Origin of the sequence: Streptomyces sp. NPDC004732 (assembly GCF_040609235.1) — a bacterium.
GTDB lineage: Bacteria > Actinomycetota > Actinomycetes > Streptomycetales > Streptomycetaceae > Streptomyces.
This window is the reverse complement of record NZ_JBEXJR010000027.1, coordinates 19,185-40,581: the sequence shown is the minus strand read 5'-3', so window position 1 is coordinate 40,581 and position 21,397 is coordinate 19,185. Positions and strand designations below refer to the sequence as shown.

18 protein-coding genes are annotated in these 21,397 nt (G+C 75.2%); 15 read left to right on the top strand and 3 right to left on the bottom strand.

What is annotated here, in order from left to right:
- From ABZV77_RS42090 to ABZV77_RS42035, 12 genes are all read left to right on the top strand, one after another.
- Positions 1-194, top strand: a 194-nt coding sequence (locus ABZV77_RS42090) for an SDR family oxidoreductase (RefSeq protein ID WP_356268601.1), incomplete at its 5' end; no start/stop codon positions are given.
- A 49-nt stretch (positions 195-243) separates the two neighbouring features.
- A complete protein-coding gene (locus tag ABZV77_RS42085; protein ID WP_356268599.1) occupies positions 244-1,185 on the top strand; it encodes an aromatase/cyclase in 942 nt (313 codons plus the stop codon).
- Entirely contained in the window at positions 1,182-2,720 is a 1,539-nt protein-coding gene (locus ABZV77_RS42080; RefSeq protein WP_356268597.1) for an FAD-dependent oxidoreductase, read from the top strand. Before ABZV77_RS42085 ends, ABZV77_RS42080 begins: the two co-directional genes overlap by 4 nt.
- Positions 2,721-2,723: 3 nt before the next feature.
- Positions 2,724-4,331: a tryptophan 7-halogenase gene (locus ABZV77_RS42075; protein WP_356268596.1), complete on the top strand. Its 1,608-nt coding sequence runs from the start codon at positions 2,724-2,726 to the stop codon at positions 4,329-4,331.
- A gap of 44 nt (positions 4,332-4,375) precedes the next feature.
- Positions 4,376-5,917: an FAD-dependent monooxygenase gene (locus ABZV77_RS42070; protein WP_356268594.1), complete on the top strand. Its 1,542-nt coding sequence runs from the start codon at positions 4,376-4,378 to the stop codon at positions 5,915-5,917.
- Positions 5,918-5,940: 23 nt separating this feature from the next.
- Positions 5,941-6,813, top strand: a complete 873-nt coding sequence (locus ABZV77_RS42065; RefSeq protein ID WP_356268592.1) for an alpha/beta fold hydrolase — start codon at positions 5,941-5,943, stop codon at positions 6,811-6,813.
- A gap of 74 nt (positions 6,814-6,887) precedes the next feature.
- Positions 6,888-7,244 carry an acyl carrier protein gene (locus tag ABZV77_RS42060; protein ID WP_356268591.1) on the top strand — a complete coding sequence of 119 codons (357 nt, stop codon included), beginning with the start codon at positions 6,888-6,890 and terminating at the stop codon, positions 7,242-7,244.
- A gap of 57 nt (positions 7,245-7,301) precedes the next feature.
- Positions 7,302-8,855 (top strand): acyl-CoA carboxylase subunit beta, encoded by a 1,554-nt coding sequence (locus tag ABZV77_RS42055; protein WP_356268589.1) that lies wholly within the window; start codon positions 7,302-7,304, stop codon positions 8,853-8,855.
- 82 nt (positions 8,856-8,937) lie between these two features.
- Positions 8,938-9,132 carry an acyl-CoA carboxylase subunit epsilon gene (locus ABZV77_RS42050; RefSeq protein WP_356268605.1) on the top strand — a complete coding sequence of 65 codons (195 nt, stop codon included), beginning with the start codon at positions 8,938-8,940 and terminating at the stop codon, positions 9,130-9,132.
- A gap of 85 nt (positions 9,133-9,217) precedes the next feature.
- A complete protein-coding gene (locus ABZV77_RS42045; RefSeq protein WP_356268587.1) occupies positions 9,218-9,703 on the top strand; it encodes a nuclear transport factor 2 family protein in 486 nt (161 codons plus the stop codon).
- Positions 9,704-9,756: 53 nt separating this feature from the next.
- Complete coding sequence (locus ABZV77_RS42040) at positions 9,757-10,395, top strand: TetR/AcrR family transcriptional regulator (protein WP_356268585.1); 639 nt, start codon at positions 9,757-9,759, stop codon at positions 10,393-10,395.
- Positions 10,392-10,919, top strand: coding sequence for an anthrone oxygenase family protein (locus ABZV77_RS42035; RefSeq protein ID WP_356268584.1), 528 nt, complete (start codon positions 10,392-10,394; stop codon positions 10,917-10,919). The genes ABZV77_RS42040 and ABZV77_RS42035 overlap by 4 nt, the downstream gene beginning before the upstream one ends.
- 69 nt (positions 10,920-10,988) lie before the next feature.
- On the opposite strand, the gene ABZV77_RS42030 is transcribed toward ABZV77_RS42035, so the two are convergent.
- The 3 genes from ABZV77_RS42030 to ABZV77_RS42020 all read right to left on the bottom strand — a co-directional run bounded on the left by ABZV77_RS42030 (position 10,989) and on the right by ABZV77_RS42020 (position 15,514).
- Entirely contained in the window at positions 10,989-12,590 is a 1,602-nt protein-coding gene (locus ABZV77_RS42030; protein WP_356268582.1) for an AMP-binding protein, read from the bottom strand.
- Positions 12,590-14,929: a LuxR C-terminal-related transcriptional regulator gene (locus tag ABZV77_RS42025; RefSeq protein WP_356268580.1), complete on the bottom strand. Its 2,340-nt coding sequence runs from the start codon at positions 14,927-14,929 to the stop codon at positions 12,590-12,592. The genes ABZV77_RS42030 and ABZV77_RS42025 overlap by 1 nt, the downstream gene beginning before the upstream one ends.
- A gap of 186 nt (positions 14,930-15,115) precedes the next feature.
- Positions 15,116-15,514, bottom strand: coding sequence for an acyl carrier protein (locus ABZV77_RS42020; protein WP_356268578.1), 399 nt, complete (start codon positions 15,512-15,514; stop codon positions 15,116-15,118).
- A 1,127-nt stretch (positions 15,515-16,641) separates the two neighbouring features.
- Here ABZV77_RS42020 and ABZV77_RS42015 point away from each other — a divergent pair.
- The 3 genes from ABZV77_RS42015 (at position 16,642) to ABZV77_RS42005 (ending at position 20,839) form a co-directional block, all read left to right on the top strand.
- On the top strand, positions 16,642-17,613 hold the full coding sequence (locus tag ABZV77_RS42015; protein ID WP_356268576.1) for an AIR synthase-related protein: 972 nt from the start codon (positions 16,642-16,644) through the stop codon (positions 17,611-17,613).
- A 1,039-nt stretch (positions 17,614-18,652) separates the two neighbouring features.
- Entirely contained in the window at positions 18,653-19,696 is a 1,044-nt protein-coding gene (locus tag ABZV77_RS42010) for a helix-turn-helix transcriptional regulator (protein ID WP_356268574.1), read from the top strand.
- A 123-nt stretch (positions 19,697-19,819) separates the two neighbouring features.
- Positions 19,820-20,839, top strand: coding sequence for an AfsA-related hotdog domain-containing protein (locus ABZV77_RS42005; protein ID WP_356268572.1), 1,020 nt, complete (start codon positions 19,820-19,822; stop codon positions 20,837-20,839).
- Positions 20,840-21,397 lie beyond the last annotated feature (558 nt).

Genomic DNA, 21,397 nt, shown 5'->3' with positions numbered 1-21,397 from the left:
TGCGCCAGGGCTATGCGGCCGCCTATGCGAGCACCGAGGAGGCGATCCTCACCAAGTTCCAGGCCAAGATCCCCCTGGGCCGCTACAGCACCCCCGCCGAGGTGGCCGGGCTCATCGGCTATCTGGCCTCCGACACCGCCGCCTCCATCACCTCCCAGGCCCTCAACGTCTGCGGCGGACTCGGCAACTTCTGACCCGCCCCGGGCCGGACCCCACCAGCCAACAGGACAAGGAGAGTTGACCATGACGACGCGTGAGGTCGAGCACGAGATCACGGTGGCGGCCCCGGCCGGGACCGTCTACCGGCTGATCTCCCAGGTGGAGAACTGGCCGCAGATCTTCCCGCCCACCATCCACGTCGACCACGTGGAAAAGGGCGAGCGCGAGGAGCGCATCCGCATCTGGGCGACCGCCAACGGCGAGCCCAAGAACTGGACGTCGCGCCGCACCCTGGACCCCCAGGGCCTGCGGATCGGCTTCCGCCAGGAGGTCACCACCGCCCCGGTCGCCGCGATGGGCGGCACCTGGATCGTGGAACCCCTCGGCGCCGACCGCGCCCGCATACGCCTGCTGCACGACTACCGGGCCATCGACGACGACCCAGCGGACCTGCAGTGGATCGAGGAGGCGGTGGACCGCAACTCCCGCGCGGAGCTGGCCGCCCTGAAGGACAACGTGGAACGCACGGTGGCCGCCGCGGAGCTGACGTTCTCTTTCGAGGACAGTGTCCAGGTCAACGGCGCCGCCAAGGACGTCTTCGACTTCGTCAACGAGGCCGGGCACTGGCCCGAACGGCTGCCGCACGTGGCCACCGTGCGCTTCGAGGAACCCGCCCCGGGACTGCAGAGCCTGGAGATGGACACCCGCGCCAAGGACGGCTCGGTACACACCACCAAGTCCTACCGGGTCTGCTTCCCGCACCACAAGATCGCCTACAAGCAGGTCACACTGCCCGCCCTGATGACCCTGCACACCGGCTACTGGACGTTCACCGAGGACGCCGACGGCACCACCACCGCCGCCTCGCAGCACACGGTGGTGCTCAACACCGCCAACATCGCAGGTGTGCTGGGCGCGGACGCCACCGTCGCCGATGCCCGCCAGTACGTGCAGGGCGCGCTGTCCGCCAACAGCCGCGCCACGCTGGGCCATGCCAAGGACTACGCGGAGCAGCACCGGTCATGACCGTGCAGCGGCTCGAAAGCGATGTCGTCGTCGTGGGCGCGGGACCGGCCGGGCTGATGCTCGCCGCGGAACTGCGCCTGGGCGGCGCCGACGTGGTCGTACTGGACCGGCGCGAGGGCCCCACCACGCAGTCGAGGGCCTCGACGCTGCACGCCCGCACCATGGAGATCTTCGACGGCCGCGGCCTGCTCCGGGCGCTGGGCACCCCGCCGTGCGAGACGCGCGGGCACTTCGGCGGGCTGCCGCTGGATCTGACCCTGCCCGGGGCGCATCCGGGGCAGTGGAAGGTGCCCCAGATGCGCACCGAGGAGCTGCTGGGCGACTGGGCGGGCGCCCTGGGCGCCCGGGTGCGGCGCCTGCACGAGGTGCGCGCGGTGCGGGCCGGTGCCCTGGGCGTGGAGGTGGTGGCCGCCGGTCCCGGCGGTCCGGTGCGGGTCCGCGCCCGCTACCTGGTGGCCTGCGACGGCCAGGACTCCACGGTGCGCCGCCTGCTGGGCGCCGACTTCCCCGGCCAGGACGCCGAGCGTGAACTGCTGCGCGCCGACGTCGCCGGTCTGGACATCCCCGACCGGCGCTTCGAGCGGCTGCCGGGCGGCCTGGCGATCGCGGCCCGGCGCCCCGACGGCGTGACCCGGGTGATGGTCCACGCGTTCGGCGTCCCGGCCCCGGCCCGCACCGGGGAGCCCGGGTTCGCCGAGGTGTGCCAGGTGTGGCAGCGGGTCACCGGCGAGGACATCAGCACCGGCACCCCGCTGTGGGTCAATGCCTTCGGCGACGCCTGCCGGCAGGTGGCGCGCTACCGGCAGGGCCGGGTGCTGTACGCGGGGGACGCCGCGCACCAGCAGATGCCCATCGGCGGACAGGCCCTCAACCTGGGCCTGCAGGACGCGGTCAACCTCGGCTGGAAGCTGGCCGCGGTGGCCCGCGGAACGGCGCCGGACACGCTGCTGGACAGCTATCACGACGAGCGGCACCCGGTGGGCCGACGAGTCCTTGACAACATCCGCACCCAGGCGCGGCTGCTGCTCGGCGGCGCCGAGGCGGCCAGTCTGCGCGCGCTGATGGAGGAGTTGCTGCAGCAGGAGGACGTGCGCCGCCACCTGGCGGGGATGATCTCCGGCGTCGACGTCCGGCATGCCATGGGGCCCGGGGAGCATCCGCTGCTGGGCGCCCGGCTGCCGCACGCCCGCCTCGCGGTGGGCCACGAGGTGCGCTCCAGCGCGCAGTTGCTGCGCGCGGGGCGGGGCGTGCTGCTCACCCTGGGCCCGGCGGCCGCCGCCCTGCACGAGGAGGCCGCGGCCTGGCCGGAGCGGGTGGTCTGTGTGGCGGCGCGGTGCGCCGACGGCGTCCAGGGCGCCCTGCACGGCGTCGACGCGCTGCTGGTGCGCCCCGACGGACACGTCGCCTGGGTGCGGCCGGGCTCGACGGCCTCCCTGCGCGAGGCGCTCACCTGCTGGTTCGGTGCGCCGCGGCCGGTGCCCGGTGCGGCCGACGACCGCTCCCCCGCCCTGTCCCCCGCTGTTTTCGGAGAGTGACTCATGAACCCGACCGACCGACCGGACGACCTCTATGACGTGGCCATTTTGGGCGCGGGCATGGCGGGCGGCATGCTGGGCGCGGTCCTGGCCCGCAACGGTGTGAAGGTGCTGCTGATCGACGCCGGTGTCCATCCGCGGTTCGCGGTGGGCGAGTCGACGATCCCCTACACCTCGGCCATGACCCGGATCGTCGCCGAGCGCTACCGGGTGCCGGAGATCGAGGCGCTGGCCTCCTTCCGCGGCATCCAGGACAAGATCTCCCCGCTGTCGGGGCGCAAGCAGAACTTCGGCTTCGTCTACCACCGCGAGGGACAGGACCAGGACCCCGAGGAGATCAACCAGCTGGTGGTGCCCGAGTGGCAGCGCACCGAGAGCCATCTGTTCCGGCAGGACACCGACGCGTTCCTGTTCCATCTGGCGGTGCGCTACGGGGCCACGCCGCTGCTGGGCACCCGGATCGCCGACATCGAGACGGGGCCCGAGGGGGTGCTGCTGCGCTGCGACAAGGGCCGTGAGCACCGGGCCCGCTACCTGGTGGACTGCGGGGGCTTCCGCTCGCCCGTCGCGGAGAAGTTCGCGCTGCGCGAGGAGCCGACGCGGGCCCGCCACCATTCACGTTCGATGTTCACGCACATGGTCGGCGTCACGCCCTATGACCAGGCGCCCTCGGCGGCGGGGCACAAGCAGCCCAGCCCCTGGCACCACGGCACCCTGCACCACGTCTTCGACGGCGGCTGGCTGTGGGTGATCCCCTTCGACAACCACGAGGGGGCGCTCAGCCCGCTGTGCAGTGTGGGGCTCACCCTGGACGAACGGGCCCATCCCAAGGGCGCGTTGGAGCCGCAGCAGGAGTTCGAGGCGTTCCTGGCGCGCTTCCCGCAGATCGCCGAGCAGTTCACCGGCGCCCGCACGGTCCGCCCGTGGGTGAGCACCGGGCGGCTGCAGTACTCCTCCACGCACACCGTCGGCGAGCGCTACTGCCTGACCGCGCATGCCGCGGGGTTCACCGACGCGCTGTACTCGCGCGGGCTGACCAACACCCTCGAGGTGGTCAACTCCCTGGCCTGGCGGCTGATCGAGGCCGCCGGGGACGGCGACTGGTCCACCGAGCGGTTCGCCTACATCGACCGGCTCCAGCAGGGCCTGTACGACGTCCACGACGATCTGGTCTACAGCTCGTTCGTGGGCTTTGGCCACTACGACCTGTGGAACGCGGTGCTGCGGGTGTGGGAGTCGACGAGCATCCTGCCCACGATGACGGTCGAGCGGGCCTACCGCCGCTTCATGGCCGGGCGGGACGAGCAGATCCTGCGGGACCTGGAGCAGACCACCACGCCCGGTCTGCCCGCCCCGGTGGGCGAGGACATCCGGGCGCTGCTCACCTTCACCCGCACCACCTGCCAGGCCGTCGAGGCGGGCGAGGTGGCGCCGGCCGAGGCGGCGCGGCGCATCTTCGCCCGGGTGCGGGAGGCGGAGTTCCTGCCCGCGCCGTTCGCGCTCGGCGACCCGGCCACCCGCTGTTTCGAGGCCACCCCCGAGCTGCTGGGGCAGGCCGTGGAGTGGGGCAGGACCCAGGCCCCGCAGCACATTGCGCAGCTCTTCGGCTGATGTCCCTGAAGGAGTCGGCCACCGGATTGGAAGGAAGGTCCAGCATGGACGCGGACGTGATCGTGGTCGGGGCGGGTCCGACCGGGCTGATGCTCGCCGGAGAACTGCGCCTGGGCGGGGCGCGCGTGCTGGTGGTGGAGCGCCTGGCCCAGCCCACCGGGCAGTCCCGCGGGCTGGGCTTCACCGCCCGCGCCATGGAGGTGTTCGACCAGCGCGGGCTGCTGGCGCACTTCGAGGGCCTGGAGGTGGCGCCGCTGGGGCACTTCGGCGGCGTGCAGTTCGACTACACCGTCCTTGAGGACGCCCACTTCGGTGCGCGCGGCATCCCGCAGTCGCACACCGAGGAGGTCCTGGAGCGGTGGGTGATCTCCCTGGGCGCCGATCTGCGGCGCGGCTGGGAGTTCCTCGAACTGGAGGAGCACCCCGACCGCGTGGAGATCGCGGTGGCCACGCCGCGGGGGGTGCAGCGGCTGAGCGCCCCCTATCTGGTGGGCTGCGGCGGCGGCAGCAGCGCGGTGCGCCGGGCCGCCGGGTTCTCCTTTCCCGGCACCGGTGCCACCCGCACCATGTATCTGGCCGATGTGGCCGGGTGCGGGCTGCGGCCGCGGTTCCTGGGCGAGCGCATGGAGCACGGCATGGTGATGGCCGCGCCGCTGGGCGAGGGGGTGGACCGCATCATCGTGGTGCCGGACCGGGCCCCGGACCACGAGCGGGAGCGGACGGTGTCCTTCGCCGAGGTCGCCGCGGCCTGGCGGCGGATCACCGGGGAGGACATCAGCCACGGCACGGCCCACTGGGTCAGCTCGTTCACCGACGCGACGCGGCAGGTCACCGAGTACCGGCGCGGGCGGGTCCTGCTGGCCGGGGACGCCGCGCACATCCATCTGCCGGCCGGCGGCCAGGGGTTGAGCACCGGCGTGCAGGACGCCGCCAACCTGGGCTGGAAGCTGGCCGCCGTGGCGCGCGGGACGGCGCCGCGGGGGCTGCTGGACACCTACCACGCCGAGCGGCACGCGGCCGGTGCGCGGCTGCTGATGAACACCCAGGCGCAGGGCATGCTCTTCGTCGGCGGTCCCGAAATGGACCCGCTGCGCGCCCTGTTCGCCGAGCTCATCCGCTACGACGACGTCAAGCGCCACCTCGCCGGGCTGGTCAGCGGCGTCGACATCCGCTACGACACGATGGCGGGCGGCCACCGGCTGCTGGGGCGGCGCCTTCCGCCGCGCGCCCTGCACGGCGAGGGGGGCCGCACCAGCACCATGGAGCTGCTGCATCCGGCGCGCGGGGTGCTGCTCGACCTGGCCGGGGACGGCGCGCTGCGCGAGGCGGCGGCGCCCTGGCGGGAGCAGGTGGTCACCGCGCGGGTGCGGCCCGATGCCCAGGAGGCCGGGCTCCAGGACGCGGCGGCGCTGCTGGTGCGCCCGGACGGCTATGTGGCCTGGGTCGCCGAGCGGGCCGGGGACCCGCAGGCACCGCAGGCGCTGCAGGCCGCCCTGCACCGCTGGTTCGGTGCGCCGCACACCCCCGCGGCCGATGCGGCCGGGGGCGGCGGGGTGCGGGCGGCCGGCGCCGCGCGGTCCCGGTGAGCGGCGCGGCCCGCTCCCCGGGCGTGCGGGCCATCACCCTGGACGCCGCGGGCATTGCCCTGTCCGGCCTGCTCGGCACGGTGCAGGGCGCTCCGCCGCGGGCCACCGTGCTGGCGCTGCACGGCGGCGGGATGAGCGCCGCCTACTTCGACGGGCAGGCCCACCCCGGCCAGTCCCTGTTCACCCTGGGCACCCGGCTCGGCTTTCAGGTGCTGGCCCTGGACCGGCCCGGCTACGGGGCGTCGGCCGGGGCGCTGCCGGACGGCCGGACGCTGGCCGGGCAGGCCCGCACCGTGCACGCCGCGCTGGCCCGGTTCGCCGCCGGACACGAGGTGGGGGCGGGCGTGTTCGTCCTGGCCCACTCCTTCGGCGGCAAGCTGGCGTTGACGTGCGCGGCCGGTGCCCCGCTGCCGGTGGAGCTGCTGGGCCTGGACATCTCCGGCTGCGGGCACCGGTTCGCGGTGCCCGCGGCCCGGCTGCCCTCGGCGGGCGGGCCCGGGCACTGGCGGCTCAACTGGGGTGCGCTGCGGCTGTATCCGCCGGACACCTTCCGGGCCAGCGCGGACCTGGTCGCCCCGATGCCCGCGCTGGAGCGGGCCGAGGCGGGCCGCTGGCCCGCCTCCTTCGCACGCCTTGCGCCGCGGGTGCGGGTGCCCACCCGGCTGACCTTCGCCGAGCACGAGGCGTGGTGGCGCCACGACGAGGCGGCCCTGGCCGAGCTGCGCGCCCATTTCACCGGGGTCCGGCGCCTGGTGGTGGACCAGCAGACGGACGCGGGCCACAACATCAGCCTGGGCTGGTGCGCCCGCACCTACCACCTGCGGGCCCTGGCCTTCCTGGAGGAGTGCCTGGCCCGCCGCGAGGCGGCGCCCGCACCCCGGCAGGCGGCGGCCTGACCCCGGCCACCGGCATCCCGCGCGTGCCCGGCCCGCACAGTCCTGTGCCTCTCGACGACGGAAGCGACCTGATCATGGCTGTCCTCGATCCCTCTTCGCTGTTCGCCCTGCCCCACGACGGGTCCGTACTGCGCGCCCTGGACCTGGGCGTGCGGGCCCAGGTCCTGGAGAGCCGGCTGTGCCGGACGCTGGGGCACGCCCTGGGCGTGCCCCCGGCCCACCGCATCCCGGCCGACCGGCCGCTGCGCGCCCTGGGCGTGGACTCGCTGCTCGCCCTGCACCTCAAGCAGCAGCTGGAGAGGGCCCTGCAGGTACGGACCGTGGCGCACGACCAGCTGCGCGAGGCCACCCTCGCGCAGCTGGCGGCGCTGCTCGCCCGGGAGGTGGCGCGGCCGCAGGAGGCGGCCGCGGCGGGCGTCACCGTGCGATGACACCCAGATGACGCCCAACGGGAGCACCGAGTCGGCCCGCACGGGAGGAGTGAAGCGATGGAGAGCCCGCACAACGCCGTCGAGCACCTGAGGGAGCTCAAGGAACAGGTGGCCCAGGGGCCGGATCCGGCGGCCACCGAACGCCAGCACGCCAAGGGCAAACTGACCGTCCGTGAACGGATCGGCCTGCTCCTGGACAAGGGGAGTTTCCGGGAGGTGGAGGCGCTGCGCCGGCACCGGGCCACCGGTTTCGGCCTGGAGGCCAAGAAGCCGTACACGGACGGTGTCATCACCGGCTGGGGCACGGTGGAGGGCCGCACGGTCTTCGTCTACGCGCACGACTTCCGGATCTTCGGCGGCGCGCTCGGCGAGGCCCACGCCACCAAGATCCACAAGATCATGGACATGGCCATCGCGGCCGGAGCCCCGCTGGTCTCGCTCAACGACGGCGCGGGCGCCCGCATCCAGGAGGGGGTGGCGGCGCTCGCCGGATACGGCGGCATCTTCCAGCGCAACACCAAGGCTTCGGGCGTCATCCCGCAGATCTCGGTGATGCTCGGCCCGTGCGCGGGCGGCGCGGCGTACTCGCCCGCCCTCACCGACTTCGTGTTCATGGTCCGCGAGACCTCCCAGATGTTCATCACCGGCCCCGACGTGGTCAAGGCGGTCACCGCCGAGGAGATCACCCAGAACGGGCTCGGCGGCGCCGACGTGCACGCCGAGACCTCCGGGGTGTGCCACTTCGCCTACGACGACGAAGAGACCTGCCTGGCCGAGGTCCGCTACCTGCTCTCACTGCTGCCCTCCAACAACCGTGAACTGCCCCCGCACGCCACCGGCGAGGACCCCGCCGACCGGCAGTGCCCGGCCCTGCTGGAGGTGGTGCCGGCCGACGGCAACCGCTCGTACAACATCCGCGAGGTGATCGAGGAGGTCGTCGACGACGGCGAGTACCTGGAGGTGCACGCCGCCTGGGCGCCCAACCTGGTGTGTGCGCTCGCCCGGCTCGACGGCCGCACGGTGGGCATCCTGGCCAACCAGCCCGCCGCCATGGCCGGGGTGCTCGACATCCGGGCCAGCGAGAAGGGCGCCCGGTTCGTGCAGTTCTGCGACGCCTTCAACATCCCCCTGGTCACCCTCGTGGACGTGCCCGGCTTCCTGCCGGGCGTGGACCAGGAGCACGAGGGCATCATCCGGCGCGGCGCCAAGCTGCTGTACGCGTACTGCAACGCGACCGTGCCGCGGGTCTCGGTGGTGCTGCGCAAGGCCTACGGCGGCGCCTACATCGTCATGGACTCGCGTTCCATCGGCGCCGACGTCGCGCTGGCCTGGCCCACCAACGAGATCGCCGTGATGGGCGCCGAGGGCGCCGCCAACGTCGTCTTCCGCCGGGAGATCAACGCCGCGGCGGACCCCGAGGCGATGCGCGCCCACAAGATCGAGGAGTACCGGCGCGAGCTCGTCCACCCCTACTACGCCGCCGAACGCGGCCTGGTCGACGACGTCATCGACCCGGCCGACACCCGCGCGGTGCTGATCAGCGCCCTGGCCATGCTCGAGGCCAAGGACGCGGGCCTGACCCGCCGCAAGCACGGCAACCCGCCGCAGTGAGGACACCGCGATGCCATCGACCCCGCTCCAGAGCACGGCCCCGCACCAGGCCCCGGACCCGACCCCGGCCCCGCCCGCACCGCTGGTGCGCATCGTCCGGGGCGATCCCACCCCGGAGGAACTCGCCGCGCTGATCGCGGTGGTGCAGCAGCGCCTGGCCGCCCGCCCGGCGCAGCCTGCGCCCCGGCTGCGGGCCCCGGCGCGCTGGTACCGGCCGCAGCCCACCCCGTTCGAGCCGCGCGCCTGGCGCAGCAGCGCCTACCGCAGTGCCGCCTGAAGCCGCCCCCGCACCCCCTGGATCACCGGGGGCACCCCCTGCCCGGCGCTCCCGGGCCTTACGCCCGTACGAGAAAGGACCGACCATGTCCCTGCTGGAGGACGACGCCACCGTGGTGGCGCTGCACGATCAGCTGCGACTGCTCAACGACCGTCTGGAGGTGGCCCAGTTGTGTGACCGCTACGTCATGCACCTGGACCGGGACCGCTCCCAGGACGGCTGGCTGGACTCGGTGTTCACCCACGATGTGCATCTGACCTTTCCCTTCGGGGAGTTCAGGGGCATCGAGGGGCTGGCCGGGTTCCAGGAGATGGCGCGCACCACCTTCGCCCGCACCCACCACCTGTGCGCCAACCACGTGGTGGAGGTGGACGGGGACAGCGCCCGGGTGCGCTCGCACCTGATGGCCGTGCACGTGCCGGACGGCGACGAGCCGGCCGGGCACTTCGACATCGGCGGGCACCTGGAGGCCCGCACCGTGCGCACCGAACGCGGCTGGCGCATCCGCCGGTTCGTGTTCGACCTGGTGTGGCAGTCCGGCCAGGCGCCGGCCGCCAAGACGGCCGGCTGACGGCACCACCCGGGCACCGGCCGGCCGGTGCCCGCTCGCGGAAGGGTGAGTGAATGTCCACTTCGGTACGCGGCTACTCCACCCGTGCCCGTCTTCTGGACGCCACGGAGCACCTGCTGCGCGAGCGGGGGCTGGCCGGGGCCACCACGAAGGCCATCGCCGCCGACGCGGAGTGCTCCGAGGCCGCCCTGTACAAGCACTTCAGCGGCAAGGGCGAGCTGCTCGGCGCGCTGCTGCGCGAGCGGCTGCCGGCGGCGGGCCCGCTCCTTGCGGGCCCGGTGCGCGACGAGGACGCCGAGGCGTGCTGTGTCCGTCTGGTGCGCCAACTGCTGTGGTACTACGAGCAGTCCGTGCCGCTGATCGGCGCGCTGTTCGCCGACCACGCGCTGCTGGCCGGGCTGCGCCCGCTGCCCTACGGCACCGCCGCGGCCCCCGACGAGCTGCTGGAGGCGGTGGTCGGGCACCTGCGGGCGCTGCGCGGGCGCGGGCGCATCCGGGCCGACGCGGATGTGCGGGCGGCCGGTGCGCTGCTGCTCGGCGCCTGTTTCCAGCGGGCCACGTTCACCCAGGTGGCGCCGGGCGGCTGGCCCTGGTCCGCCGAGGAGTTCACGGCCGTGGTGGGCCGTGCCGTGGCCGCCTCCCTGACCGACACCGCCGCCGAACCCGCCGCCCCCTGCAAGGAGTTGGAATGACACACAGCCCCCTGGCCACCGCCGCGCGCTTCGCGGGCCTGATCTTCGTGGGGATCTTCGCCGGATTCCTCGTCGCCGTCCTCGTCCTGGAGAACTCGCTGCGCGCCTACGACGGCAAGGTGTACGCGCAGGTGCGGCAGGTCGAGCTGGATTCCCTGGACACCCTGGCCTCGGCCACCCTGATCCCGGCGATCCTGGCCACCGTCCTGCTGATCGTCGCCGTCCGGCGCTCGCGGGGCCCGGCGCTGTGGCTGCCGGTGGCGGCGCTCGCGCTGATGCTGGTGGTCCTGGTGGTGACGCTGACCATCAATCTGCCGATCAACGGCGACCAGAACGACTGGAACGTGGCGGCGCCGCCCGCGGACTGGGCGGACGTGCGCGACGACTGGCAGAACGCGCACCTGGTGCGGGTCGTCGCGGCCGTCGGCGCGTTCGCCCTGCTGCTGGCGGCCGCGGTGTGGCGCCCGGCGGCCGCCGCGCTGTCGCGGCAGCCGTCCGGCCCGGTGGCCGCGGGCCGCCGCTGACCGTGCCCGGCCCCGGCCCTTCCGGTGCACCCCCTGACGGGATGCACCGGAAGGGCCGCTTTTTCTGTCTCAGGCCGAGCGAGTGGGGCGGCGGGCCAAGGCCCCCTGCAGGCGCCTGCGGTGCAGTTCGCCGGTCGCGGCCCGGGGCAGGCCGCCCATGAGTTCCAGCCGGGCGGGCAGGTGCGCGGGCGGGACGCCCTGGCCGAGCAGGTGGTCGCGGAGTTCGAGCAGGGTGGGCGGGTCGCCGTCGGGGACCACGGCGGCGCAGGCCAGTTCGCCGTGCTGGGGGTCGGTGCAGGCCACCACGGCGGCCTCGGCGACCCGGGGGTGGGCCAGGAGGCGTTCCTCGATCTCGGTGACCGGGACGAGGAAAAGGCCGCCGATCTCCTCGGCGGCCGCCCGCGGCCGGCCCCCCTCGTCCGGGTCCGCCGGATCGCCGGTGCCGGACCGTCCCGGCGGCTGCCAGGCCGCGGCCAGGGCGCCGCTCTCGCGCCGCCACACCGCCAGCGGCGCGGACGCCGCGCCCGGCCGGGCCGCGCCGCCGGGCGCGGTGGGGCGCAGCGGCGCCCCGAGCAGGTGGTGGACCTGCTGGGCCAGGGCGGCGGAGGTGCCTGCGGCATCGGAGGTGACGGCGTGGCGCAGGGCGGGCAGCGCGCGCGGGCGGCGGTGCTGGGCGGCGGCGAGCTCGGCCCACTGGGCGGGCGTGGCGCAGGCCTGCCGTACGTCGGCGGCGGCCATCAGGTCCAGGGCGTCCTCGGCGTCCCAGCGGTCCTGGAGCACGGCGGTGCCGCCCCGGGTGAGCGGGCCGAGCACCGCGTGCAGCAGGGCGGGCAGGGTGGCCAGGGGCAGCGCGGAGAAGCAGGCGGCGCCCGGTCCGGGGTCCGGTGCAAGGCCCGCGTGCAGGGAGTTGGGGGTGTGCAGGCTCATGCGGTGGGCGCCGTGCAGCCCCAGGGAGGTGATGGCCAGGCAGGGCCGGTCGGCCAGGTCGGGGGGCAGCGGCAGCGCGGCGCAGCGGTGGCGCTCGTGGGGGGTGCGCAGGAAGTGCGCGGTGAAGTCCACGGCCCCGGCGGCGGCGGTGGTGGCGTCGCCGAGTACCACCCGGTGGCGCAGCCAGGGCAGTTGGGGGGCCAGGTCGGTGAGGATCTGTGCCGGGGCGATGCCTTCCCACTGGTCGGGGACGACGCACAGCCGGGGCTGGGCCGCGCCCAGGACGGCCGCCAGGTCATGGGCGCCGTAGCCGGGCATGACCGGGACGGCCACGGCGCCGGTGCGCAGGCAGGCGAGCAGCAGCGCGCAGGTCTCCCAGCGGTTGGGCAGCTGGAAGGCGACCGGGTCGGCGGGGCCCACGCCCAGGGCGTCCAGGGCGAGCGCGAACCGGTCGGTGTGGGCGGCGAGCTGGCCGTAGGAGATGCGGACGATGCGGCTGCGGGCGGGGCGGTGGGCGCGGTGGGCGACGATCGCGGTGCGGTGCGGGTGGCGGGCCGCGCCGCGGTACAGGTCGTGCAGGACGGTCTCGGCGCGCCAGTGGCCCTGCCGGTAGAAGGTGCGGGTGGTCTCGGCGGGCGGGCGCAGGGCGGCGAGCCGGGGGGCCAGCGGGGTGCGGGTGTCGGGCTGCGGATCCGGGTGCGGGTGTGGGCCGGGCAGGGGGTTTTCGGTGCGGTGGTGCGCCATCACTGCCTCCTGCCGACGGCCCAGGCGACCTGGACCCGTGAGTTGCAGCCCAGTTTGCGCATCACGTGGCGGACGTGGTTGACCACGGTCCACTCGGCGATGTCCAGCTGGTGGGCGATCTGCCGGTTGGTCAGGCCGTCCGCGACCAGCAGCGCGACCTGCAGCTGGCGGGGGGTCAGGGCGCCGGCCTCGGTGCGCTCCTCGGCCCGGCCGGGCTCGGCGGTGGCCAGCGCCTCGCCGGCCATCGCCGCCGGGCGCAGCCGCAGCCCCTCCGCCCAGGCGGCCGTGAAGAGCGTGGCGCCCAGCTGGCGGCGCAGCTCGGTGACGGTGCCCTGCAGCAGGTCGCGGTCCGCGCCGGTGGTGGTGGCCCCGGTGCGCGAGCGCAGTGCCTCGGCGGCGGCCAGCAGGCGGGTGGCGCGCTGGGGCTGGCCCGCGGTGCGCACCAGGAGCAGGGCGAACAGGTCCAGGACGGCGGGCAGTTCGGTGCGCTCGTCGATCGATTCGTACAGGGTGAGGCTTTCGCGCAGCGCGGCGCGGGCGGCGGCCTCGTCGCCGGTGTGCAGGTGCAGGCGGGCGGTGGTGGACCGGGTGCGGGCCAGGTCGCGGATGGCGCCGTGCTGGCGCTGGATGCGTTCGGCCCGCTCCAGCAGGGCCCTGGCCGGCTCGCTCTCGCCGCCCGCGAGCAGCACGTCGGCCAGGGCCGTGGCCGCTTCGGCGGATCCGGCGGTGTCGCCCTGCACATTGAGGGTGGTGCGGGCGGCGGACAGCAGGGACTGCCCCGCGGCCCGGTCGCCGCAGCGGAAGAGGGCGTAGCCGCGGCGGGCGGAGGCCAGCGCGCCGGGGCCCGGGTCGCGCAGCCGCTGGTACATGTCGACGGCCCGGCGGTGGCGGTGGGCGGCGCCGTCGTGGTCGCCCAGCGCCGCGGCCAGGACACCGGCGCCGGCGCACAGCCGGGCGCGGGCCCGCAGCCGCTCCCCGTGCTCCTCGCCGTCCTCGGCGCCCTCGTCCTGCAGGGCCCGCTCGGTGGCGTCGAACCAGCGCAGGCCCTCGGTGAGTTCGCCGCGGATGAGCCACGGGTACAGGCTGGCGCAGACCAGCGCGGCCCGCTCCAGCAGGGCCACGGGGCGCTCCCGTTCGGAACTCCGGCCCCGGGCGGCGGTGCGCCGCTCGTGTTCGTCCTTGAGGTGGTGCAGGGCGGCCAGGACGTTGGCGTGCTCGGCGGCCGCGGCCCGCAGCCAGCGCTGCTGCTCGGAGCCCTGGAAGCGGCCCTCCAGGGTGTGCAGCAGTTTCTGGTAGTGGCGGGCGTGGGCCTGCCGGGCGGTGGCGGCCTGGGCGGCGCCCGCCGCGTCCAGGAGGGTCAGGCCCCAGGCGCGCAGGGTGCGCGACATGGTCAGCCGGCTGTCGGTGCGCGGATTCTCCTCCAGGGTGAGCAGGTTGCGGTCGAGCAGGGCCTCCAGGGCGACGGCGGTCTCCCCCGCGTCCAGCGGTGAGACCTTCTCGGCGGTGGCGAGGGTGAGGCCGTGCTGGAACAGGGCGAGCCGGGCCAGCAGCGCACGCTGTCCCTGGCTCAGGCCGCGGCAGCTCCATTCGGCAATGGCCGGGGTGGAGCGCTGGCGCGCCGGTACGTCGACGGGCCCGGGCAGGTGGCTGTCGCCGCCGCGCCGCAGCCACGCCCGCAGTTCCTGCGCCGGATACAGGCGCAGGCGGCGGGCGGCGAGTTCCAGGACGAGCGGCACGCCTTCGAGGAGGTTGCAGATGTCGACGACGGCCTCGACGTTCTCGGCGGTGAGCGCGAAGGCGGGGTTCGCCTCGTGGGCGCAGCAGATGAGGAGCCGCACGGCCGGGTTGTCCTGCACGTCGGCGACGTCGGGGGCCAGGAGCGGCCCCGGGGTGGGCAGCGGCGGCACGGGCACCACCTGCTCGCCGTAGAGGCGCAGCACCTCCTGGCCGGTGGCCAGGACGGTCAGGGCCGGGGCGGCGGTGAGGTGTTCGGCCAGGACGGGGGCCAGCCGCGCGGCGACGTGCTCGACGCCGTCGAGCAGCAGCAGGGTGCGCCCGCTGGCACCGGCCGTACCGACCGCGAGCTGCTCGATGTGCGTGAGGGCCGTCTCCAGGTCCGCGCAGGCGGGCAGGTCCAGCGGGTGGATGCCGCCGGGGAACAGGGCGGCGGTGGCGCGGGCGGCCTCGGCGGCCAGCCGGCTCTTGCCCACTCCGCCGGCCCCGGTCAGGGTGATCAGGCGGGCGGCCGGGTCCTGGAGTCTGCCCTGAACCGCGATCAGATCGAGTTCCCGGCCCACCAGTTCGGCCGCCGTGCCTAACGCTTGCAGATCCGTCGACATGTTCCCCCTCATGACTGACCGGCACCGCGCAGGGGCCCCGCTCGGGCCCCGCACGGCGTGCGCCCGGAAGCTACGGACTGTGACTTAAGCCGTCCTGAAGCCACCGGCCGCCCGCTGCCCCGCGGGCCGGGCGGGCGGTGGTGCTGTGTGGTGCGTGGTGTTGCCGCTCCGCCCCAAGTACGCGGGTCAGCGGGCGTCGTGCGGGCCGCCCCGGTGTCCGGGGGCCTGCCCGCGGACCCGGGCGGGCGCGGATTGCTGTCCGCCGCGGGCCGGGGCGGGCTCACCCGGGTGCCGTGACTGTCCGTCCACGGCCCGGGCGGGCGCGGGGCGGGGCACGAGGTGGGCGACGATGTCGGTGACCGTGGGGTGGTCCCACACCAGGGTCGGGTCGACGATCAGGTCCTTCTCCTCCTCCAGGTCGCCGCAGAGACTGAGCGCCCACACCGAGTCCATGCCGTAGTGGGCGAGCGGGGTGTCGTGGTCGATGGAGCTCTCCGGGCGGGCCAGATAGACCGCGAGCCGGGCGGTGAGCCAGCCGCGCAGCTCGGTGGCGTACGCCGTCTGCCCGGAGATACGGGTCGTCATGGCCGGGGCTCCTCGGACAACTGCCGGTCGGGGGTGCCGCCAGCCTCGCCAGGAGGACTAAAGCGCCGCTTGTGGGTGCGGTGTTCGGGCCTGTCCGCCGCCGGAGGGGACGGGCCGCGGCTCCCCGGCCCGGCCGCCCGTCCGCCCGAACCGGCGTCCCGTCGGTGACTAGCTCGATGACGGCGAGGCCCTCGGAGTGCGGCCGCACCTGTCCGCCGTCGGACGGGACGGCCCGCAGCGCCCCGGCCAGGCCGTCCGCCCGTCGGTGACGGGCTCGATGGCAGCGAGACCCTCGGCGTGCGACCGCACCTGCCCGCCGCCGGACAGAACGGCCCGCAGCACCCCGGCCCCGCCATCCGCCCGCCCCAACCGGCATCCCGTCAGTGACGGGCTCGATGACAGCGAGACCCTCGGCGTGCGGCCACGCCTGTCCGCCGCCGGACAGGACGGCCCGCAGCGCCCCGGCCAGGCCGTCCGCCCGTCGGTGACGGGCTCGATGGCGGCAAGGTCCTTGGCGTGCGACCGCACCTGCCCGCCGTCGGAGGGGACGGCCCGCAGCTCCCCGGCCCCGCCGGCCGCCCGCCCCAACCGGCGCCCCGTCGGTGACGGGCTCGATGACAGCGAGACCCTCGGTGCGCGGCCGCGCGCCGGGGACACCGTGGAAGAGGTCCGTGACTCCCCCGGTTCCGGGTCTGCTCGGGCGTGGCGCCGGAGACGGTGACGTGCCGTGGCGGTCCTTGGCGTACGGGTGCCGGACGCGCCGGTACCCGGGCGGGCGACCGCCCGCAGCGGGGCGCGACGCCCCGTCGGACCAGCCCGTGGGACCGGCCCGTCGCGCCCTGCTTGGCCGCGCCCGCGCGATGGGCCGGGGCCCGCGCCCCGACCGGCCCGGCATCACGCGGGCGCCGGATCATCCCCGGCGGCCCGCCCCCGGGATGCCCCGCCCCTCCCCCTGTCCGCGCCGCCCTCACCCCACCGGGGCGGCCGTGCCCCTGCCGCAGGAGCCGGGGCCCCGTAGGAGTAGAGAGGTGACCCTTTTGACCTCGACCTCAATCTCAGCCTCAACCTCAACCTCAACCTCGACCTCAACCTCAACCTCAGCCGCGGCCCGGAGCCGGACGGCCCAGGTGCGGCTCGCCGACGACCGTGCGGGCGGAGCGGGCAGCCTGCGGCTGTTTCTGCGCGAGGCGCTCGGTGAGGTGTACGGGCCGTGCCCGGCGCTGGAGGGCGGGGTGCCGGTGGTGTGGTCGGGGGCCCATGTCGTGGATCCGCCCTTCTACGGCGACGGCGACATCGGCCACGCCGCGGTGTGCCGGACCGTCAACGAGCTGGCGGCGGCCGGTGCGGTGCCGGTGGGGCTGTCGCTGTCGGCGGTCGTGGAGGCGGGGCTCGCGCTGGGGCGGGTGCGGCAGGTGGCGGACTCCGTACGGGCGGCGGCGCAGGCCGCCGGGGTGCGCGTCGTGGACGTCGACGCGCGGGTGGTGCGGGCGGGCGAGGCCGACCAGCTCTACCTGCACACCACGGGGATCGGCGTGCGCCGCTCCCCCGCCGCGCGGGCGGTGCCGGCCGGGGCGGGCGACCGGCTCGTGGTCAGCGCCCCGCTCGGCGGTTTCGGCGCCCATGTCCTGTCGGTACGGGCCCGCTTGGGCCACGAGAGCGTGATCCCGGGCGGCTGCGTCCCGCTGACCGGGCTGCTCGACCGGGCGCGCGGCGCGGTGCACCACAGCGCGCTGCGGGCGGTGCGCACCGTGGGCCGCGGCGGGCTCGCGGCCGCGCTGGGGGCGTACGCGGACGAGACGGGCCAGGGGCTGCGCATCTGGGAGGCGGCGCTGCCGGTGCAGTACGAGGCGCGGGTCGCCCTGGACGCGCTCGGCGTCGAGCCGGTGCACGCGGCGACCGCCGGCTGCGTGCTCGTGGTGGTCGCCGCCGAGGCCGCCGACGCGCTGCTCGCCGCGGTGCGGGCGCATCCGTGCGGGCGCGAGGCGGCCGTGGTCGGTGAGGTGGTGCGGCCGGGCCCCGACCCGGTCGTCCTGGTGCCCGAGGGCGGCAGGCCGGTGGCGCTGGAGGCCGCGGCGCAGGCACCGGCCCGGCTGGCCTGAGCGGGCGGACGCACCCGCGCGCGACGGCGAGACGGCAAGGCGGTGAGGCGGCGCGGCGGAAGGGGCCGCGGGGGCTTTGACGGCGGCGGGCGCGGGAGGCGCGGGCGCGGAAGGCGCGCGGTGGCGGCGCCGGGGAGACAACGGCAGCTTCCGGCCACCGCACCACGGCGCGCGCCGTGCGCGGCGCGGCGGCGCACACGGAACGGTGCGGCGCGGCCGGCCGGGCCGGGGAAAGCGGCCCGGTCCTGCGGTGAAGGCGCTGGTCATGCCGGGCACGGCAGGGCTCTGCCATTTCGTTGGGCGGCCGCCACGGGACGCTATCCGGAATGCTTTCCGCCGCACTCTGCGGAAAATCCCGGCGGCCGTCGGTTATTACCTCCCGAAAGAAGCAGTTGACTGATCATTTGGGGCCCCGGTTGAACACCGGAGAAGAATGCCTCATTCCGGGGAGCGGAATACACGGCAAACACCCGACGCCCGCACCCGCCGCCCATGGGCACCGGCAGCGCATCCCCGCACTCGAGAACCAGTGGATTATCGCTGGACCACCGGTCGGCGCGGACGGGAGAAACGTAGGACCCGCACCCCCGCGGCGGCCCCGGGTTCCGTGGCGCAGACGAAGGGGGCAGGCCACCGCGTACTCCGGTGGCCTGCCCCTTCAGTCGTCCGCAGACATCAGCGCGAGGTCAGCCCCATCCGTCGTCCCCGGGCCCGACCGCCTGTGCCGTCTCCTGCGCCGATACCGCGGCGACGGTGCCACCGGGCGCGGTGTGGGCGTGTGCGGCCCCCGCGGCCGGCACCCCCAAAACGCCGATGGCCACGAGCACCCCAACAACCTCTCTCCGCATTCCGGAAATCCTCATGACTATCCCCCAAGTCGATGCTGAGTTGTCCGGCCGCCGACCAGTCTGCACACACCGGCCATTCTCGGCTATGACTCAGCCAGTGGCGTAAAGTTGCATGGCAACTAATTCTCTTTCCGACGGGGGCTGTTACGGCTATGTCTGAATGTTCCCCTTCTGAACCCCGTCTCCATGAATTGGACGAACGGGCCATCGCGGCCTACCGCACCGCGGTGCAGGCGGGCCAGTACGCGCCCCAGGCCATCGCGGCCGCCCTCGGGCTGACGCAGGAGGAGACCGCGCGGATCTCGCGCACCCTGCTTGACCTGCGGCTGCTCCACCCCGTGCCGGGGGACGGGGACACGCTGGCCCCGGCGAGCCCGGACGCCGCGGCCGCGGATCTGGTCGGCCCCGCCGAACAGCGGATCAGGGAACTGCAGCAGTCGGTCTCCGGTACGCGCAGCAGCCTGCTGTCCCTGCTGCCGGTGTACTTCGAGAGCCGCAGAAGCCGCAATCGCATGGAGGCCTTCGACGTCATCACCAACATCAGTGTCCTGGAAGTCATGATCGAGGACTTCGGGGCGCGCTGCCAGACGCAGGCCCTGACCGTCCAGCCCGGCGGCCCCCGCCCCCCGCACCTGCTCGAAGGCGCCCGCCGGCGCACCCTGGAGCGGCTCGCGCGCGGCATCCGGGTCGAGCATCTCTACCAGCACACCGTCCGCAACGACCCGGCCTCGACGGCCTACATCCGCGAGGTGAGTGCGGCCGGAGCCGAGGTGCGCACCACCGACCAGCTGATCGACCGGATGATCATCTATGACCGGGAGATCGTGTTCCTGCCCGAGCAGGGCGAGCTGGACCGGCGCCCGGGGGCCATCGTCGTGCGCGAACCCACCCTGGTGGCGTTCCTGTGCAAGCTCTACGACCAGCAGTGGGCCAGGGGGACGGTCTTCGAGCCGGACGCGGAGGAGAACACCGCGATCACCGATGACGTGCAGCGGTCCATCATCAAGCTGATGGCCCAGGGCTACAAGGACGAGATGGTCGCCCGCCGCCTGGGCATGTCGGTGCGCACCTGCCGCCGCCACATCGCCGAGATCATGGACGACCTGGATGCCACCAGCCGCTTCCAGGCGGGGGTGAACGTGGCCCTGTCGGGGGCGCTGGACGAGGCCGTCGGCCGGCCGCACCCCGGCGATGCCCAGAGCGGCGCCACGGGCCCGGCGGGGGCGGGGACTTGATGCCGTACAGCTTGCTGCCAGCTGATCTTCCTGGCTCTGTCCGGTCGCGCGAGGCGACGCTGTCGCCACGGGAGGGGCGACGTGGCAGCGCGCCGCCCCGGGGCCGCGGGAGGGGGTGAGCGCGTGCGCGACGACCAGGACCGGCCGGCCGGTGCACCGGGGCGGGAACACGGCACGCTGCGCCTGGTCCAGCGGACGCCGTCGTGGGAGCCTCCGGACGCGGCAGGACCGGCGGGCGGCGAGGCGGAGTTCGCCCTCACCGGGGAACTGCCGCGCGGCCACCCGGTGTTCGGCGACGGGCCGCGGCGCTTCCACGATCTGCAGGCGGGCGCCGAGATGGTCCGCGAGATCGGCGAGCTCCTGGGCCAGAGCCTGTTCGGGGTGCCGGCCAACCGCACCGGCGTCTTCTACCGCTTCGCCGTGCGCACCCCCGACATCGCCGCCTGGCGCGACACCGGCACCGGCTCCCCCGCGCTGCTGACCACACTCCTGCGGGTGCGCCCCGACAAGGTCATCGACGGGGTGCCCCGCGCCCTGGAGTTCCGCACCGATCTGCAGCTCGACGACAGGCCGTGCGGGGCGGGCACCGCCAACGTCGTCTTCCTGCCCCCCGTGGTGTACCGCAACCACCAGGCTCGCGGCCGCACTTCACCGCCGCGGGAACCGGCCGCGACCGGCGGCGCCGGGCGGACGGCAGAGGACCCGCCCTCGGCCGACCCGCCCTCGGTGGACCCGGCCGAGGTGGGGCGCGCCGCCCCGGGCAACGTCCTGGTGCACGCACCGTCCGAGGCGGCCCACGGGCGGCTGTCGGCGGGCATCCGCCCCCCGGCGCACTGGCCGCTGCCCCGCGTCACCGAGCACGGCCATGTACCGGCCGCCGTGCAGCTGGAGGCGCTGCGCCAGACGGCCCTGCTGTGCGCCGGGCGCAGCCACCGGTTCGCCCCGGACCGCTGCGCCCTGTCCTCGCTGGAGGTCCACTTCCGCGGCTACGCGGAGCCCGCGGCACCGATGCGGTGCGCGGCGGTGGCCGGGCCGTGCGACCGCGACGCCCAGGGCCGCCGCCAGGTGCCCGTCACCCTGACGCTGGCACAGACGGGCCGGGCCGTCCTGGAGGCGGTCGTCACGGTGGTGGAGGACTTCTGACGGCGCCCGGCCCGGCGGGCGCGGGGACGGGGTCCGGCGGGCAGGCCGGTGGCCGGGGCGGGGCGAACCGGGCGGAGGGCGGGGAGCGTTGCCACCTGGGGGGGCGGGACGCGGTGCTGCGCGGGGCGAGGGCGCACGGCCCGGCGGCCATGGGGACGAGGCCCGGCGGGCGGCCGGTGGTCAGGGCGGGGCGAACCGGGCGGTGGACGTGGAGCATTGCCACATGAGGGCGGGACGCGGTGCTGCGTCGGGCGAGGGCGCACAGCCCAGCGGCCGCGGAGGCGGGGTCCAGCGGGCAAGCCGGTGACCAGGGCAGGGCGAACCGGGCGCAGGACGTGGAGCATTGCCACCTGGGGGCGGGACGTGGCGGTGCGCGGGGCGAGGGCGCACAGCCCGGCGGGCGCGGGGGCGGGGTCCGGCGGGCGGGCCGGTGGCGCTCGCTCAGCCGTCGGCCGGGGCCGGGCGAACCGGGCGGTGGACGTGGAGCGTTGCCACCTGGGGGGCGGGACGCGGTGCCGCGCAGGGCGAGGGCACACGGCCCGGCAGCCGCAGGGACGG